The sequence below is a fragment of the Streptomyces sp. NBC_00316 genome, assembly GCF_036158715.1.
In the GTDB taxonomy this organism is placed as follows: Bacteria; Actinomycetota; Actinomycetes; order Streptomycetales; family Streptomycetaceae; genus Streptomyces.
The window spans coordinates 6,178,107-6,193,155 of record NZ_CP108023.1 but is presented as its reverse complement, the minus strand read 5'-3'; the positions used below and the strand labels follow the sequence as shown (position 1 = coordinate 6,193,155).

At 72.7% G+C, this 15,049-nt stretch carries 13 protein-coding genes and 1 riboswitch; of the genes, 8 read left to right on the top strand and 5 right to left on the bottom strand.

Annotated features, from left to right (window positions below; genetic code table 11):
• From OG878_RS27540 to OG878_RS27520, 5 genes are read left to right on the top strand one after another with little or no spacing between them, the layout of a single operon-like run.
• Entirely contained in the window at positions 1–792 is a 792-nt protein-coding gene (locus tag OG878_RS27540) for an ABC transporter ATP-binding protein (RefSeq protein ID WP_328889261.1), read from the top strand.
• On the top strand, positions 789–1,535 hold the full coding sequence (locus OG878_RS27535; RefSeq protein ID WP_328889260.1) for an ABC transporter ATP-binding protein: 747 nt from the start codon (positions 789–791) through the stop codon (positions 1,533–1,535). The genes OG878_RS27540 and OG878_RS27535 overlap by 4 nt, the downstream gene beginning before the upstream one ends.
• Positions 1,535–2,422 carry a branched-chain amino acid ABC transporter permease gene (locus OG878_RS27530; protein WP_328889259.1) on the top strand — a complete coding sequence of 296 codons (888 nt, stop codon included), beginning with the start codon at positions 1,535–1,537 and terminating at the stop codon, positions 2,420–2,422. Before OG878_RS27535 ends, OG878_RS27530 begins: the two co-directional genes overlap by 1 nt.
• Entirely contained in the window at positions 2,419–3,576 is a 1,158-nt protein-coding gene (locus OG878_RS27525; protein WP_328889258.1) for a branched-chain amino acid ABC transporter permease, read from the top strand. The genes OG878_RS27530 and OG878_RS27525 overlap by 4 nt, the downstream gene beginning before the upstream one ends.
• Complete coding sequence (locus OG878_RS27520) at positions 3,573–4,478, top strand: alpha/beta fold hydrolase (RefSeq protein ID WP_328889257.1); 906 nt, start codon at positions 3,573–3,575, stop codon at positions 4,476–4,478. Before OG878_RS27525 ends, OG878_RS27520 begins: the two co-directional genes overlap by 4 nt.
• A gap of 62 nt (positions 4,479–4,540) precedes the next feature.
• Here OG878_RS27520 and OG878_RS27515 read toward each other — a convergent pair whose 3' ends face one another.
• The 3 genes from OG878_RS27515 to OG878_RS27505 form a co-directional block, all read right to left on the bottom strand.
• The gene (locus OG878_RS27515) at positions 4,541–6,517 is read right to left on the bottom strand and encodes a helix-turn-helix domain-containing protein (RefSeq protein WP_328889256.1); all 1,977 of its coding nucleotides are present in this window, start codon (positions 6,515–6,517) and stop codon (positions 4,541–4,543) included.
• 45 nt (positions 6,518–6,562) lie between these two features.
• Complete coding sequence (locus OG878_RS27510) at positions 6,563–7,396, bottom strand: 3-hydroxybutyrate dehydrogenase (RefSeq protein ID WP_328889255.1); 834 nt, start codon at positions 7,394–7,396, stop codon at positions 6,563–6,565.
• Positions 7,397–7,493: 97 nt separating this feature from the next.
• The gene (locus OG878_RS27505; protein WP_328889254.1) at positions 7,494–8,480 is read right to left on the bottom strand and encodes an aldo/keto reductase; all 987 of its coding nucleotides are present in this window, start codon (positions 8,478–8,480) and stop codon (positions 7,494–7,496) included.
• Between the two features lie 242 nt (positions 8,481–8,722).
• Between OG878_RS27505 and OG878_RS27500 the strand changes: the two genes are divergently transcribed.
• A complete protein-coding gene (locus OG878_RS27500; protein ID WP_328889253.1) occupies positions 8,723–10,198 on the top strand; it encodes an extracellular catalytic domain type 1 short-chain-length polyhydroxyalkanoate depolymerase in 1,476 nt (491 codons plus the stop codon).
• 78 nt (positions 10,199–10,276) lie between these two features.
• Here the strand turns inward: OG878_RS27500 and OG878_RS27495 are convergent, their stop codons facing one another.
• Complete coding sequence (locus OG878_RS27495; RefSeq protein WP_328889252.1) at positions 10,277–10,510, bottom strand: ferredoxin; 234 nt, start codon at positions 10,508–10,510, stop codon at positions 10,277–10,279.
• Positions 10,510–11,991, bottom strand: coding sequence for an aldehyde dehydrogenase (locus OG878_RS27490; protein ID WP_328889251.1), 1,482 nt, complete (start codon positions 11,989–11,991; stop codon positions 10,510–10,512). Before OG878_RS27490 ends, OG878_RS27495 begins: the two co-directional genes overlap by 1 nt.
• 229 nt (positions 11,992–12,220) lie before the next feature.
• On the opposite strand from OG878_RS27490, the gene OG878_RS27485 reads away from it, so the two are divergent.
• Together OG878_RS27485 and OG878_RS27480 are read left to right on the top strand one after the other, a co-directional pair.
• Entirely contained in the window at positions 12,221–13,258 is a 1,038-nt protein-coding gene (locus OG878_RS27485) for an MBL fold metallo-hydrolase (protein ID WP_328889250.1), read from the top strand.
• A gap of 310 nt (positions 13,259–13,568) precedes the next feature.
• A riboswitch (cobalamin riboswitch) is annotated at positions 13,569–13,642 on the top strand.
• A gap of 130 nt (positions 13,643–13,772) precedes the next feature.
• Positions 13,773–15,038, top strand: coding sequence for a prenyltransferase/squalene oxidase repeat-containing protein (locus OG878_RS27480; RefSeq protein WP_328889249.1), 1,266 nt, complete (start codon positions 13,773–13,775; stop codon positions 15,036–15,038).
• Positions 15,039–15,049 lie beyond the last annotated feature (11 nt).

Below are 15,049 nucleotides of genomic sequence, written 5' to 3'. Positions count from 1 at the left end.
ATGGCCGCACCGGGCATCACCGCGGAGCACGGGAGCGGGGCGCACGCCACCGCGCCCGTGCTCCGGCTGACCGGCCTCGGCTGGGGCGTCGGCGGGGCGACCATCGTCGAGGACATCACGCTGGACGTCCGCGAGGGCGAGTTCCTCGCCTTCATCGGCCCCAACGGGGCGGGCAAGACCTCCCTGTTCAACCTGATCAGCGGGTTGACCACGGCCACCTCGGGCACCATCGAGCTGGACGGCACGGACATGACGGGACGACCCGCGCACGCGCGGGCCCGGCGCGGGATCGGCCGGACGTTCCAGACGTCCAGCCTCTGGCCGGGAATGAGCGTCGCGGACCACGTCCGGCTGGCCGCGCAGGCGGCCCGGGGCGGCTCGTACCGCATCTGGCGGCGCGCTTCCCCGTACACCGGCGACGTGCACGGCGTACTGGAGCGCACCGGGCTCGGCCGCCGCGCCGGGGCCCTGGCGTCCGAGCTGTCGCACGGCGAGAAGCGGAAGCTGGAGCTGGCGGTGCTGCTGGTGGGCGAGCCGCGGCTGATGCTGCTCGACGAGCCGATGGCAGGAGTGAGCGCGGAGGAGGTCCCTGCGCTCACCGAACTGATCCGCACCCTGCACCGGGACGAGGGCCGCACCGTTCTCATGGTCGAGCACCACATGGACGTCCTGCTGGGACTGGCCGACCGGCTGGCCGTGATGCACCACGGCCGGCTGCTGGCACTGGACACCCCCGAGGCCGTGACGGCCGACCCGACCGTGCAGCAGGCCTACCTCGGGGAGGGGCTGTGACGACCGGAACCCTGCTCGCCGTACGGGACCTGCGGGTCCTCATCGGCGGCCGGCACATCCTGCACGGGGTGGACCTGGACGTCGCCCGCCACGGGGTGACCGCACTCCTCGGCCGCAACGGCGCCGGGAAGACCACGACCGTACGCGGCATCCTCGGCCTCGTCCCGCGCATCGGCAGCGTCCGGCTCGACGGCGACGAGACCGTGGACCTGCCCACGCACACACTGGTCCGGCGGGGCATCGGTTACGCCCCCGAGGACCGCGGCGTCTTCGCCGGGCTGACCGTGGCGGAGAACCTGCGGCTGGCCGAGCGGCGCGGGGCCGGCGAGCCGGCATACCCGCTCGTCCATGAACTCTTTCCCGAACTCAAGCGCCGGGAACGGCAATTGGCGGGGACTCTGTCCGGCGGCCAGCAGCAGATGGTGGCCATCGGCCGCACCCTGCTGGGCGGCAACCGCCTGATCATCGCCGACGAACCCACCAAGGGCCTGGCGCCGAAGGTGGTCACCGAGGTCGCCGAGGTGCTGGAGCGGGTGGCCGAGGCGGTGCCGGTGCTGCTCGTCGAACAGAACCTCGCCGTCGTACGGCGCCTGGCCGCGCACTGCACCGTGCTCGCCGACGGACGGACCGCCCACCAGGGCCCGGCCGGTGAGCTGCTCGGCGACGCGGAAGCGGCGCGCCGGCTGCTGGGCGTGGGGCACGGCCCGGCCACCGAAGTCCCTTCCGTGGAGGCGGATTCCTGATGTCCACCGTCGTTCTGCTCACCATGACCGGACTCGGTCTGGGAGCGCTCTACTTCCTGATCGCCTCCGGGCTCTCGCTGATCTTCGGTCTGATGGACGTGCTCAACTTCGCGCACGGCGCGCTGCTCTCCATCGGCGCGTACGGCACCTGGTGGGCGGCGTCCGGTCATCTGCCGGGCGCGGGCTCCGGCGGCGCCGGTTTCGTCCTCGCGGTCCTCTTCGGTACAGCGGTGGGCACCGTCGCCGCCGTACTGCTGGAACTCGCCGTCGTCCGCCCGCTGTACACCCGGCCGCGCGAGCAGGTGCTCGCCACCGTCGGGGTGGGGCTCGCCGTCCCGGCGCTGCTGTCGGGCATCTGGGGTTCGGACGCCCTGCGGTTCCCCGGGCCGCAGGCGCTGTCCGGCACGTTCTCGCTGCTGGGCGCGGAGGTTCCGGTCAACCGCCTGGTGCTGGTCGCGGCCGCGGTCGTGGTGCTGGTGGCGCTGCGGCTCTTCCTCGGCCGGACCCGGCACGGGCTGGTCGTGCGGGCGGGCGTCGAGGACCGGGCGATGGTGACCGCGCTCGGTATCGACGTGCGGAAGGCGTTCACCCTCGTCTTCGCGATCGGCGGCGCTGCCGCCGCACTCGGCGGGGCGCTCGGCGGGCTGTACTTCGGCTCGGTCGACCCCCGGCAGGGCACCTCGCTGCTGATCTTCGCGTTCGTCGTGGTGGTCACCGGCGGGATGGGCTCGGTGACCGGCGCCGCCGTGGCGTCCGTCGTGATCGGCCTGGTCCAGCAGTTCGCCAACTACTACACCGCAGCGGGCCTCGGCGACCTGGCCGTCGTCGTCCTGCTCGCCGCGCTGCTGCTCGTTCGGCCGCGCGGACTGACCGGGAGGCTCGCGTGAGCGCCGCAACCGAGACACCCGACCGCACCGGTGGAGCACCGGTGACGGCATCCGCACCGGTCCACGGCGCGCACCCGGCCCGGCTGCTGCGCTGGTGGCCCGCCGCCGTGCTGGTGGCGCTGGTCGTCGCACCGTACAGCGCACTGCCGCTGCCCGGGCTGCTCGACGGCCCGGTGGGCAGCGCGGGAAGTCTGCAACTCCTCGCCACCTGCCTGCTGTTCGGCGCCCTGGCCACCGGGTACGACCTGCTGCTCGGCCGTACCGGACTGCTCTCCTTCGGGCATGCGCTGTACTTCGCGGCGGGCAGCTACGCCACCAACACGATCATGCTGGAGGCCGGTCTGCCGTTCGCCGTCTCGGCGCTGGTCGGCGTCTGCTTCGGGATCGCGCTCGCCCTGGTGCTGGGATCGGTGAGCCTGCGGGTCACCGGCATCGGCTTCTCCATGGTGACGCTGGCGTTCGCCCAGGCGGGCTCGATCCTGGTCTCCCGCAACCCAGGTGGCTTCACCGGCGGCGAGGAGGGCCGGGCGGCGCCCGCCGAGCTGCTGCCGTCCGGGCTCGTGGGCATCGAGAACACGGCGAATCTGTACTGGGTCGCGCTCGGCTATCTGGTCCTCACCCTGGCCGTCGTCCACTGGGCGGTGCGCTCCCCGACCGGCCGGGTCTGGGAGGGCATCAAGGAGAACGAGCGCCGGGTGGAGGTGCTGGGGCTGAAGCCGTACGGGTTCAAGCTGACGGCCTTCGTCCTGGCCGGTGCGCTGGCCGCGCTCGGCGGGCTCGTCCATCTGCTGCTCACCGGCGGCTCCACACCCCAGACGACGACCTCGGACTTCACGCTGTCGCTGCTGGTGATGGTGGTGCTGGGCGGATCGGGCACCCGCTGGGGGCCGATGGTCGGTGGCATCCTCTACACCTGGGCCGATCACCGGCTCGGTGATCTCGCCGGGTCGGGTGCGGTCGCCGAACTGCCGGCGGTGCTGCGTGTGCCGCTCTCCCAGCCGCTGTTCCTGCTCGGCGTGCTGTTCGTGGCCGTGGTGCATCTGCTGCCGGGCGGACTGGCACGGTTGCCGTCCCGGGTGGGTTCCGCGTTCCGTGCGGCCGGAGGAACAACCAGAGCGGGCGCAACCGCCCGGAAGGAGAACCACCACTCATGACCCCGTATGACGAGATCCGCGTCCCGGTCCCGGGCGGCGAACTTGCCGCGCTGCACTGGCCGGCCCGGGAGCCCGGTGCGCCGGTGGTCGTGGCCCTGCACGGCATCACGGCCAACGCGCTCTCCTGGGGCGTGGTGGCCAGGGAGCTGGCCGGGCGCGTCACCCTGATCGCCCCGGACCTGCGCGGCCGCGCGGCGAGCGCCGGGCTGCCCGGCCCGTACGGGATCGCGACGCACGCCGATGACGTCGCCGCGCTGGCGGGCGCGCTCGGCCTGGACGGGGTGGTGCTGACCGGTCACTCGATGGGCGCGTTCGTGGCGGCCCTGGCCGCCGTACGGCATCCGGACCGCTTCGGTCCGCTGCTGCTCGTCGACGGCGGGGTCGGCTTCCCGGCCCCCACCCATCTGTCACCGGACGAACTCATGAAGGCGGTGATCGGCCCGGCCATGGACCGGCTGTCGATGACGTTCGCGGACCGCGCCGCCTACCGGGCGTTCTGGCAGGCGCACCCCGCGTTCGCCGGGGACGCGTGGTCGCCGGAGGTGGACGCGTACATCCAGCGCGATCTGACGGGTGACGAGCCGGCGATGCACTCCACCTGCCGGATCGAGGCGGTGCGCACGGACGGGATCGGGCTGTTCGACGAGGAAGTGCTGTCGGCGATAGGGAAGTTGCCGGCGCCGACGACGCTGCTGTGGGCCGCGCGCGGCCTGATGGACGAGGAGCAGGGCCTGTACGACGAGAAGCGCCTGGCGGCGGCCGACCTGGGGGACACCCGGGTGGAGCCGGTGGCGGTGCGGGACGTCAACCACTACACGGTGCTCACGGGCCACGAGGGCGCGCAGGAGATCGCCGCACGTCTGGTGGTACTCGCGAACACACCTGTTCCGTCGGGCGGTTGAGTGCGTTCCGGGCCTGATCCGGCGACTGCGGGCGGACCGGCGGCATCCGGCCGCCCCGGTCGCTACCGCTCCCGCCCGCCCGCCAGCAGGTTCAACCGCAAGGCGAGTTGGAGCTCCAGCGCCCGGTCCGGCTCGTTCCAGTCCCGCCCCAGCAGCACCTGGATCCGGTCCAGCCGCTGCACCACCGTGTTGACGTGCACGTGCAGCTCGTCCTTGGCCCGGATGAGGCTGCCGCCGCAGCCGAAGTACGCGCTCAGCGTGCGCACCAGATGTGTGCCGCGCCGGGCGTCGTACCGCAGCAGTGGTCCCAGCGTCGCGTCGACGAAGCCGTCGACGTCCTGCGCATTGCCCAGCACCACGCCGAGGAAGCCGAGTTCGTCGACGCAGGCGCCTTCACCCGTACGCCCCAGGACGCGCATGGCGCGCAGGCACCGCGCGGCCTCCCGGTAGCCGGCAGCCAGCTCGCGCGGACCCCGGGCCGGCCCGGTGGCGGCCACGGTGACAGGGGCCTGGACTAGCTGGCCGAGCTGCGCGGCGGCCGCCCGCGCCGCGTCACCGGCGCCCGCGTCCCCGTCACCCCACGCGATCATCAGCACCACCGTGCCCGCGTGTTCGGCACTCACCCCGTGGATGTCCCCGCCGAACAGGTAGCGCAGGACAGCGGCGCCCAGCTTCTCCCGGGCGCCGGCTTCGGCCACCAGCAGCAGATGCGGGGCGTCCAGGTCGACGCCGAGACGGCGGCCGCGCTCGGCGAGTCCGGCCGGGTCGCGTTCCGCATCGGTCAGCAGATCGGTGATCAGCTCGCCGCGTATCCGGTTCTCGGTCTCGGCGACCCTGCGCCGCAGCAGCAGGAGGAGGCCGGTGACCACGGCGGCGCGTTCGAAGAGCCGCCGGTCGGAGTCGTCGAGGCGCTGCCGCTGGTGCAGGACGAGACTGGCCAGGAGTTCCTGCCCGGCGAGCACCGCACAGATCCACCGGCCGTCGCGGTGCACGGCACGCGCTCCGGTGCGGGACTCCTCGGCGGACTCGGCCAGCCATGCGGCGTCCATGCTGTCGGCGGCGAGGACCGCGCCGTCGGGCCGGACGGCCGCCAGCGGGCGTCCGCCCGGGTCGTGGATGGTGAGCGGCGCGTCCAGCAGCCCCGCCACGGCCGCCGCGACGTCCTTGACGTCACCGCCGCGCAGCACCAGGTCGGTCAGCCGGTCGTGCGCCTCCTCGGCACGCTGCATGGCGGACGAGTGCTCCCGTACCGCCGCGTTGGCCTCGGCCAGCTCGGCGTTCGCACCGGCGAGTTCGGCGAGGGCCGTGCGCGTGTCGGCGAGGGCGCGGGCGGTGTCGATCGCGATCGCGGCGTGTGCGGCGAGCGAGCAGAGCAGGGCGACCTCGTCGGGGCTGAAGACGCGGGGTGCGCGGTCGGCGGCGAAGAGGACGCCGATGACCTTCCCCGTACCGCCGCGGCTGGAGCCGAGGAGCAGGGGCACGCCGAGAATGGCGACGAGCCCCTCGTCCAGGACGCCGGCGTTGATGTTGTGGGTGTGGCGGAAGCGGTCATCGGTACGGTAGTCCGGGGTGGCGTACGGGCTCGCGGTCTGTGCGACCAGGCCGCCGAGCCCTTCGCCGAGCTCCAGCCGCAGCCGCTGGAAGAGCACCGACACCGAGCCGTCGGTGACCCGCATGTAGGTGTCCCCCGCCTCCTCGTCGGGGAGCGTGAGGTACGCCGTGTCCGTGCCGAGCAGCATCCTGGCCCGCCGGACGATCGCCTTCAGCACGTCGTCCAGGTCGCGGGAGGCGGCCAGGTCGCCCGCGGTGTCGAAGAGCGCGGTGAGCTGGAGCTCGCGGCGCCGGTGCTGGCGCAGGGCGCCCCGGATCCGCAGCGCGGTGGCGGTGGCCCGCTCCACTTCGGCCAGGTCGCCCGCGGGCACACCGGCGGCCCGCGCCTGGGAGGAGACGGCTCCCAGCGCCTCGGCGGGGGCGTCCTCGGACAGCAGGTCGAGGAGCCGGCGCAGGTGGGGCGCGGCGGAGGGGGTCGGTGCAGACATGTGCGGCCATCGTTCGTCGGGACGTGGGGGTGTACCTGGAGAGTGTCAGTGAGAGGTCCAGCCGCCGTCCATCGCGATCGACGTACCGGTGATGTGCCCGGTGTGCGGCCCGCACAGCCAGAGCACCGCCTCGGCCACCTCCCGGGGTTCGATGAGGCGCTTGATGGCGCTGCGTTCCAGCATCACCTTGCTCACCACTTCCTCCTCCGAGATGCCGTGCGTACGGGCCTGGTCGGCGATCTGGTTCTCGACCAGCGGCGTGCGTACGTAGCCGGGGTTGACGCAGTTGCTGGTCACCCCGTGGGGCGCTGCTTCGAGAGCGACCACCTTGCTGAGCCCCTCCAGTGCGTGCTTGGCCGTTACGTACGCCGATTTGTACGGGCTGGCGCGCAGCCCGTGGACGGACGAGATGTTGACGACGCGCCCCCAGCCGCGTTCGTACATGCCGGGCAGGGTGCGGCGCAAGATGCGGAACGGCGCTTCCACCATGACGCGCTGGATCAGGGCGAAGCGGTCCGGCGGAAACTCGTGCACGGGGGCGACGTGCTGCAGGCCGGCGTTGTTGACCACCAGGTCGGCATCGTCCGGCAGCGTGTCCACCGCCTCGGGCACGGACAGGTCGACCACCCAGGCCGTTCCGTCGATCCGCTCGGCCAGGCTCTTGGCCGCGTCGGCGGCCTTGTCCACCACGTACACATGGGCGCCCGCGGCGGCGAGCGCCTCGGCGCAGGCCTGACCGATGCCGCTGGCCGCACCGGTCACCAGGGCGGTGCGGCCGGCCAGGAACGGGTCTGCAGGCGCCGCCGGGGCAGCGGCGGCGCGGGGCGGGGGAACGGTGAGCGGCGCGGGCCCGGGTTCCGGGCTCTGGGGAGTCTGCATGGTCGTCACCGTAAGGAGGTGGAAGCCCACGTCACACGGGGTCGGTGCACACACCGTCGTACGCCGCCATGGTGGCGGCGTACATGGTGCGGGACGGTCAGTGGGCGGCGTCCAGCGTCGCCCGCTGCTCCGCCGTCAGCTCGAGGTCCACCGCGGCCAGGCTCTCCTCCAGCTGCGCCACCGAGGAGGCGCCGACCAGCGGGACGAACGGGACCTCGCCGCCGATGAGCCACGCCAGGACCACCTGGTTGACGGTCGCCCCGGTCTCGTCGGCCACCGCCCGCAGCGCCGCCTGCCGTGCTCGCGTGCCCGGGTGATCGAACTCCGGGCCGAGCGGCTTGTCCGCCCGGCTGTAGGCCCCGGCCAGGAGGGGCGAATAGGCGACCGGCACGAGGGCGGGTTCGGCCCGCAGATAGCTGAGGAGGTCCCCGGCGGCCACGCCCTCCTGCCCGTCCGATGAGCGCAGGCTCGGCCGGTCGGTGCGCTGCCGCAGATAGCTGTGGTGGTACTGGAGGACCTCGTACCCCGGCAGCCCGGCGGCCACGGCGAGGGTCCGGGCCCGCTCCACCTGCCACGCCCAGTGGTTGCTCACACCCAGCAGCCCGACGGCCCCTTCGGTCACCAGTTCACCGAACGCCTCGACGGTTTCGCGCACCGGCACGCTCCGGTCCTGCACGTGTGCATACAGCAGGTCCAGCTTCTCGACGCCGAGGTGTTCCCGGCTCCGCTCCGCGGACTCCCGGATCGCCTTGGGCGAGAGCCCCTCGATGTCGAGGGTGAATCCGGTGCTGGGGACGTTCGGCCGGGCCCCGAGCTTGGTGGCGACGACGATCTCGTCACCGACTCCACGGCTGCGGCGCCAGCGGCCGAGCAGCCGCTCGCTCTCTCCGCCCTGGCTGCCGTCGACCCAGTAGGCGTAGTTGTTCGACGTGTCGATGAAGTTTCCGCCGGCCTCGGCGTAACGGTCGAGGATCGCGAACGACGTCGCCTCGTCGGTGACCGTGCCCATCAGCATGGCACCGAGGCTGAGAACACTGACCTCGCGGCGGGTCTTCGGGTCCGTGCCGATCGTGCGGTACCTCATGTCGTCCCCCTTCTGACAGCCCGTCTCCGTGCGGGCGTTGCCGGCGGCGAGTCTGCATCTTCGAGTGCGCTCGATGTCAACGTCCGCTCCCCGTCGGCGCTCGCGGCGCAAGGGCGGTGCCGCACACAGCCGGGCCCGAGGGATGTCAGCCCGCCCCATGGGCCGGGGCGGCCCCGGCTCGTAGGTTCCGGCAGCAGTTCCCATGTCCGTACGCCCGCACGTTCCGAACAGGGAGGCCCCCCGTGCGCCCATCGATCCTGCGACGCCTGTTCCGGCGCGTCGCGTCCACGGCCGTACTCGGCGTCGTCGCGGCGACGCTGAGCACCGTGGGCGCCGCGCAGCCGGCCGCTGCCGCCGGTGGCCTGCAGCAGGTCACCGGCTTCGGCACCAACCCCGGCAACCTCCAGATGTACGAGTACGCCCCCGCCGATCTGCCCGCGGGCGCACCCCTGGTGATCGCCCTGCACGGCTGCACGCAGACGGCCAACGACTACTACACCAACTCGGGCTGGCCGAAATTCGCCGACCTGTGGAAGTTCGCCGTGGTCTTCCCGCAGACCACGTCCGCCAACAACGCGCTCTCCTGCTTCGGCTGGTTCGATCCGGCCGAGGACACCCGGGGCAAGGGCGAGGCCGCCTCCGTCGTGCAGATGGTGGAGCACGCGAAGCAGCAGTACGGCTCCGACGGGCGCCGGGTGTACGTCACGGGGCTCTCGGCGGGCGGCGGGATGACGGCCGACCTGCTGGCCGCCTACCCGGACGTGTTCGCGGGCGGTTCCGTGGCGTCCGGGCTGCCCGCGCAGTGCGCCACCAGCCAGGCCGCCGCGTCCGGCTGCCAGACGGGTCCGCAGAATCTGACGCCCGCCCAGTGGGGTGACAAGGTCCGCAGCGGCTTCCCCGGTTACACCGGACCGTGGCCGCGGGTCGCCATCTGGCAGGGCACCTCCGACTTCACGGTGTACCCCGCGAACGCCACGGCCCTGCGCGACCAGTGGACCGACGTCTGGGGCATCGGCCAGACCCCGTCGAGCACCGACACCCTGCCGGGCAACACCACCCGCAGCATCTACAACGACGCCTCCGGCAAGCCCGCGGTGGAGACGTACTCCATCTCCGGCATGGGCCACGGTCTGGCCGTCTCCCCCGGCTCGGGCGCCACGCAGTGCGGGACCACGGCCGCGTACTTCCTGAACTCGATCTGCTCGTCGTACTACACCGGCGTCTTCTGGGGACTGGACCAGGGCGCGCCCGGCGGTGGCGAGAACCCGCTCCCGGCGCCGTCCGGCCTCGCGGTCACCGGCGTGACGGGCACCAGTGCCTCGCTCTCCTGGGGCGCCGTGGCGGGAGCCGCCTCGTACGCCGTCTACCGCGACGGCGCCGAGGTCGGCCGGCCCACGTCCACGTCGTTCACCGACACGGGCCTGTCCGCAGGCGGCTCCTACCGCTACACGGTGGCGGCGGTCGACGGATCGGGCGCGGCCGGTACGGTCTCGTCGGCGGTGACGGCGACGACGACCGGAGGGTCGGGCGGCGGCGCCTGCTACACGGCGACCAACTACGCGCACGTCGTGGCGGGCAGGGCGCACACCACGGGCGGTTACGTCTACGCCAACGGGTCGAACCAGAACATGGGTCTGTACAACGTGTTCGTGACCCACACGCTGAAGGAGTCGCCGGCGGGCTACTTCGTGATCGCCGACACGGGCTGCACGGCGTAGCGGAGGGCCGGCGGACGGGCCCGGTGTCCCGGCCCGCCCGCCGGCCCGATTCCTCGGCAGCGCGCCGAGGACACGGCCCTACTCTTCCGGCGGGAAGACCACCTCGCCCGTGTCGGGCAGCGTCAGCGTGATCGCCTCGACCGGACACCCTTCCGCCGCCGCGAGCACCTCCTCGTTGGCGTCGGTCTCCGCGGCGGCCGGGCGGGACTGCCTGGCCGTGTCCAGCCGGAAGCCGTCCGGGGCGTGGTTCACGCACATCCCGGAGCCGATGCAGACGCTCCGGTCGACCTCCACATGCCAGCGGTCCCCCATCACGCCTCCTGAGGTCCGGGCTGCGCGGGCCGGTACCCGGCGGGCAGATGGATCATCTTGTGCTCGAAGTACTCGCCGTACCCCTCGGGCCCGAACTCCCGCCCCAGGCCGGAGTTCTTGTAGCCGCCGAACGGGCCGAGCATGTCGAGACTGAACGTGTTGACGCTGTACGTGCCGGTCCTGACCCGGCGGGCGACGTCGATCCCGCGCTCGGTGTCGGCGGTCCAGACGCTGCCGCTGAGCCCGTACTCCGAGTCGTTGGCGATCTTCACCGCCTCCGCCTCGTCGCCGTACGGCAGCAGGCAGACGACCGGCCCGAAGATCTCCTCGCGAGCGATGCGCATGGAGTTGTCGACGGAGCCGAAGAGGGTCGGCTCGACGTACCAGCCGCGCTCCTGGGAGGCCGGACGGCCGCCGCCCGTAAGGATTTTGGCGCCCTCCTCCTGGCCGATCCGGATGTAGTCCAGGGAGCGCTGCTGCTGACGCCGTGCGACCAGCGGGCCGAGTTCGGTGGCGGGGTCGAGCGGGTCGCCGACCTTGAGTGCGCCCGCCGCCGCGGCGAACGCCTCGGCGATCTCGTCGTAGCGGGAGTGCGGGACGAGAATGCGGGTCTGGGCGACGCACGCCTGGCCGTTGATCATCCAGGCGAACGGGACGATGCCGGCGACGGCCGCGTCGAGGTCGGCGTCCGGGAGGATGACGGCGGCGGACTTGCCGCCCAGCTCCAGGGTGACGCGGGTGAGGTTGCGCGAGGCGACCTCCATGACCCTGCGGCCGGCCGCCACGGACCCGGTGAACGACACCTTGTCGACGCCCGGGTGCCCGACCAGGTACTCGCTGACCTCGCGGTCCGCCGGAAGGATCGACAGCACCCCTTCGGGGAGCCCGGCCTCGGCTGCGATCTCAGCCAGGATGTAAGCGTCCAGGGGCGATTCGGGCGAGACCTTGAGCACGGCGGTGCAGCCGGCCAGCAGCGCGGGCGCGAGCTTGGCGGCGGCGGTGAACTGCGGGACGTTCCACGGCACGACGGCCGCGACGACCCCGGCCGGCTCCCGGCGCACCAGCAGCGGCCCCAGGACGCCGTCACGCCGTTCCTCGTACGGGAAGGTGCGGGCGACGGTGATCGCCGCGTCCCACACCATCATCGCGGCGAGCGCCTGCACCATCACGCTGGAGCTGTACGGCGTTCCGTTCTCGGAGCTGATGACGCGGGCGATCTCCTCGTACCGCACGGCGAAGGCGTCCTTGATCCGCGAGACCACCTCGATCCGCTCGTCGAGGGAGGCCCGCGGCCAGGGCCCTTCGTCGAAGGCCCGGCGGGCGGCGGCGACGGCCCGGTCCACATCCGCCTCGGCGGCGTGCGGCACCCGGCCGATGACCTGTTCGGTGTGGGGCGATATCACCTCGATGACGTCCCGGCCGAGCGGATCGACCAACTCCCCGCCGATGAACAGTTTTCCGTGTTCGACAAGCTCGGTCATGGCTGCTGCCTCCCGCGACCCGGCATGCGCCGGCTCCGCACTGACTCCATACCTGACTTCACACCTGACTATGTGTCAGAACTGATACCAGTTCCAGTTTCAGGAGTCCACTGATCCGACATCGATCGACGGACGATGAATAGTCGACCGGGGCTACTACTGGAACGAGTTCTCGTTACAGTGGGTCCGGTGCAGTACAGCCGCATGCCGAACGAGAGTTGGGGACTCCATGACACAAGTGACCGAGCACGGCGGCGGCGTGTGGTCCATCAAGGTCCCCATCCCGGACAACCCGCTCGGCCACACCCTGGTGCACGTCGTCGACACCGACCGCGGCCCGGTCCTGATCGACACCGGCTGGGACGACCCGGAGGCCCGGGACACCCTGGTCGACGGCCTCACGGCCATCGGTGTCGCCCTCACCGGCATCCACGGCGTGGTCGTCACCCACCACCACCCCGACCACCACGGCCTCTCCGGCCAGGTCCGCGAGGCCTCCGGGGCCTGGATCGCGATGCATGCGGCGGACACCGCCATCGTGCGCCGCACCCGCGAGGCCGAACCGGGCACCTGGCTGACGTACCTGGCCACGAAACTCACCGCGGTCGGCGCCCCCGAGGAACACCTAGCCCCGCTGCGCGCCGCCCGCACCGGCGGACGGATGCGCACCCTGCCCGGCCTGCGCGCCGCCCTCCCGGACCGCGACATCGTCCCCGGCGACCTGCTCCCCCTGGCGGGCCGCCGGCTCCGGGCGATCTGGACCCCCGGCCACACCCCCGGCCATGTCTGCCTCCACCTGGAGGAGAACCACCCGGCCGGTCTCCCCGGCCACGGACGCCTCTTCTCCGGCGACCACCTGCTGCCCGGGATCAGCCCGCACATCGGCCTGTACGAGGACCCGGACGACGGCACGGTCACCGATCCCCTGGGCGACTACCTCGACTCCCTGGAGCGCATCGGCCGACTCGGCGTCGCCGAAGTGCTCCCCGCCCACCAGCACGCGTTCCCGGACGCCGCGGGACGCGTACGGGAACTCCTCAGCCACCACGAGGAGCGCCTCACCGGCCTGCTCGCCCTGCTCGCCACCCCGCTGACACCGTGGCAACTGGCCGAGCGGATGGAGTGGAACCGGCCGTGGGACCGGATCCCGTACGGCTCCCGGAACATCGCCGTCTCCGAGGCGGAGGCGCATCTGCGCCGCCTGGTGAAGCTGGGACGCGCGGAGGCGGTACCGGGGAGCGAGCCCGTGACGTACATCGCGGTGTGACGGGCACGGTACGCAGCGGGCGCGGGCGGCACAGGATCGCAAGAATGCCTCCGGGATCCGTCCCGCGCGCGGCATGGAGAGCATGGCCACCCTGCGCGGCGTCGCAATCGGCCGACGACGGCGACGAAAGCGGTGCGTGCCTCAGCCGCACGGATGCCAGGGCCTGGTCCACCGCCACCCGCCACCTGATCGAGGGACGCCACATGCCCCGGGGCACGGTGACGCAGATCGCTGCCGGAGGCGCCCCTCCGCCCGGAATCGGCGGGATACGGCCCGGTACAGTATGCGGGTCGTCATCATGCCCGTTCGGGGGGAAGCCGGTGCGAATCCGGCGCTGATCCCGCAGCCGTGAGCCGCCGTCCCCGGTGGCGAGCCGGAATGCCCTGTCCGTGGTCGTGACCGGCTCGTGCCATCGGAACCCCGGTGGCCGGCACCGTCGAGGCATACGGGGCCGGAGCCTGGTGCCTCCGTGTGCCTGTGCCCGGTTCCCACCGCAGGAGAGGCCCAGTCAGCCATGACCGTTCGCCGCAGCGCAGCACTGCTCGCCGCCACCGCCACCGTGCTCTGTGCGGCCGCTGCCCCGGCCGCGGTCGCGGCGCCGTCGCCCTCCCCCACTCCGTCCGTCTCGCTGCCGGCCGGGCTGTACGGCACCAAGGACCCGACGTACGACGGGGTCTGGCGGCAGTCGCTGGCCTTCATCGCCCAGGAGCTCGAAGGAGTCACGCCCGCGGCCGAGTCCGTGGACTGGCTGGTCGCCCAGCAGTGCGACAGCGGCGCGTACGCCTCGTACCGCGCCGACACCGGCAAGCCGTGCGACGCGAAGACGATGACGGACACCAATGCCACCGCGGCCGCGATCCAGGCCCTGGCCGAGATCGGCGGGCACGGTGCCGCCGCCGACAAGGCGATCGCCTGGCTGAAGTCCGTCCAGAACGAGGACGGCGGCTGGGGCTACAACGCGGGCTCGCCCAGCGACGCCAACTCCACCTCGATCGTGATCGGCGCCCTGGCCAGGCGGAAGCAGCGGCTCGCCGACATGACGACCGCGGGCGGCCGGACGCCGTACGACGTGCTGCTCAAGCTGGCGATCCCGTGCGGCGGCAAGGACGGTGGCGCGTTCGCGTACCAGCCCGACAAGGCCGGGAAGCTCGTCGCCAACGCGGACGCCACCGCGGCCGCCGTACTCGGCTCGATGGGCAAGGGGCTGTCCGCCTGGAACAATTCCGCGGCCGCGACCAAGCCGACCACCTGCCGCACGGGTGCCGTCGAGAAGCCCGAGCAGGCCGCCCAGAACGGCGCCCACTACCTCGCGGGCGCCCTCGCCGGGACCGGACATCTGAACCAGCCGCCGATGCCGGGCGCCACCGACACCACCGAGCAGCCCGACTTCGGCAACACCGCGGACGCGGTCGTCGCCCTGGCCTCCTCGGGCCACAAGGACGCGGCGTCCGGCGCGCTCGGCTGGCTGAAGAAGCACGCCGCGCCCTGGGCCGCGGAGAACGGCCCGGCCGCCTACGCCCAGTTGATCGTGGCCGCGCACGCAACGGGCGCCGACGCCCGCGACTTCGGTGGTGTCGACCTGGTCGCGCGGCTGAACGCGACCGGCCCCGCGCCGGCCGCCGTCCACACGCCGTCGCCCGCCGCGAGCGACTACGCGGCGCAGGACGGCACGAGCGACGACGCCGGTCTCGGGGTGTGGTGGCTCGTCGGTATCGGTCTCGCCGCCGGTGCCGGCATCGGTTTCCTCATCAGCAGCCGCCGGAAGAACCCGCAGCTGTGAGCCGAGTGGGA

Coding starts and splice junctions, on each gene's coding strand:
- OG878_RS27505 (WP_328889254.1), bottom strand. CDS start 8,480: ATGAGGTACCGCACGATCGGCACGGACCCGAAGACCCGCCGCGAGGTC.
- OG878_RS27490 (WP_328889251.1), bottom strand. CDS start 11,991: ATGACCGAGCTTGTCGAACACGGAAAACTGTTCATCGGCGGGGAGTTG.
- OG878_RS27540 (WP_328889261.1), top strand. CDS start 1: ATGGCCGCACCGGGCATCACCGCGGAGCACGGGAGCGGGGCGCACGCC.
- OG878_RS27530 (WP_328889259.1), top strand. CDS start 1,535: ATGTCCACCGTCGTTCTGCTCACCATGACCGGACTCGGTCTGGGAGCG.
- OG878_RS27485 (WP_328889250.1), top strand. CDS start 12,221: ATGACACAAGTGACCGAGCACGGCGGCGGCGTGTGGTCCATCAAGGTC.
- OG878_RS27480 (WP_328889249.1), top strand. CDS start 13,773: ATGACCGTTCGCCGCAGCGCAGCACTGCTCGCCGCCACCGCCACCGTG.
- OG878_RS27510 (WP_328889255.1), bottom strand. CDS start 7,396: ATGCAGACTCCCCAGAGCCCGGAACCCGGGCCCGCGCCGCTCACCGTT.
- OG878_RS27515 (WP_328889256.1), bottom strand. CDS start 6,517: ATGTCTGCACCGACCCCCTCCGCCGCGCCCCACCTGCGCCGGCTCCTC.
- OG878_RS27495 (WP_328889252.1), bottom strand. CDS start 10,510: ATGGGGGACCGCTGGCATGTGGAGGTCGACCGGAGCGTCTGCATCGGC.
- OG878_RS27520 (WP_328889257.1), top strand. CDS start 3,573: ATGACCCCGTATGACGAGATCCGCGTCCCGGTCCCGGGCGGCGAACTT.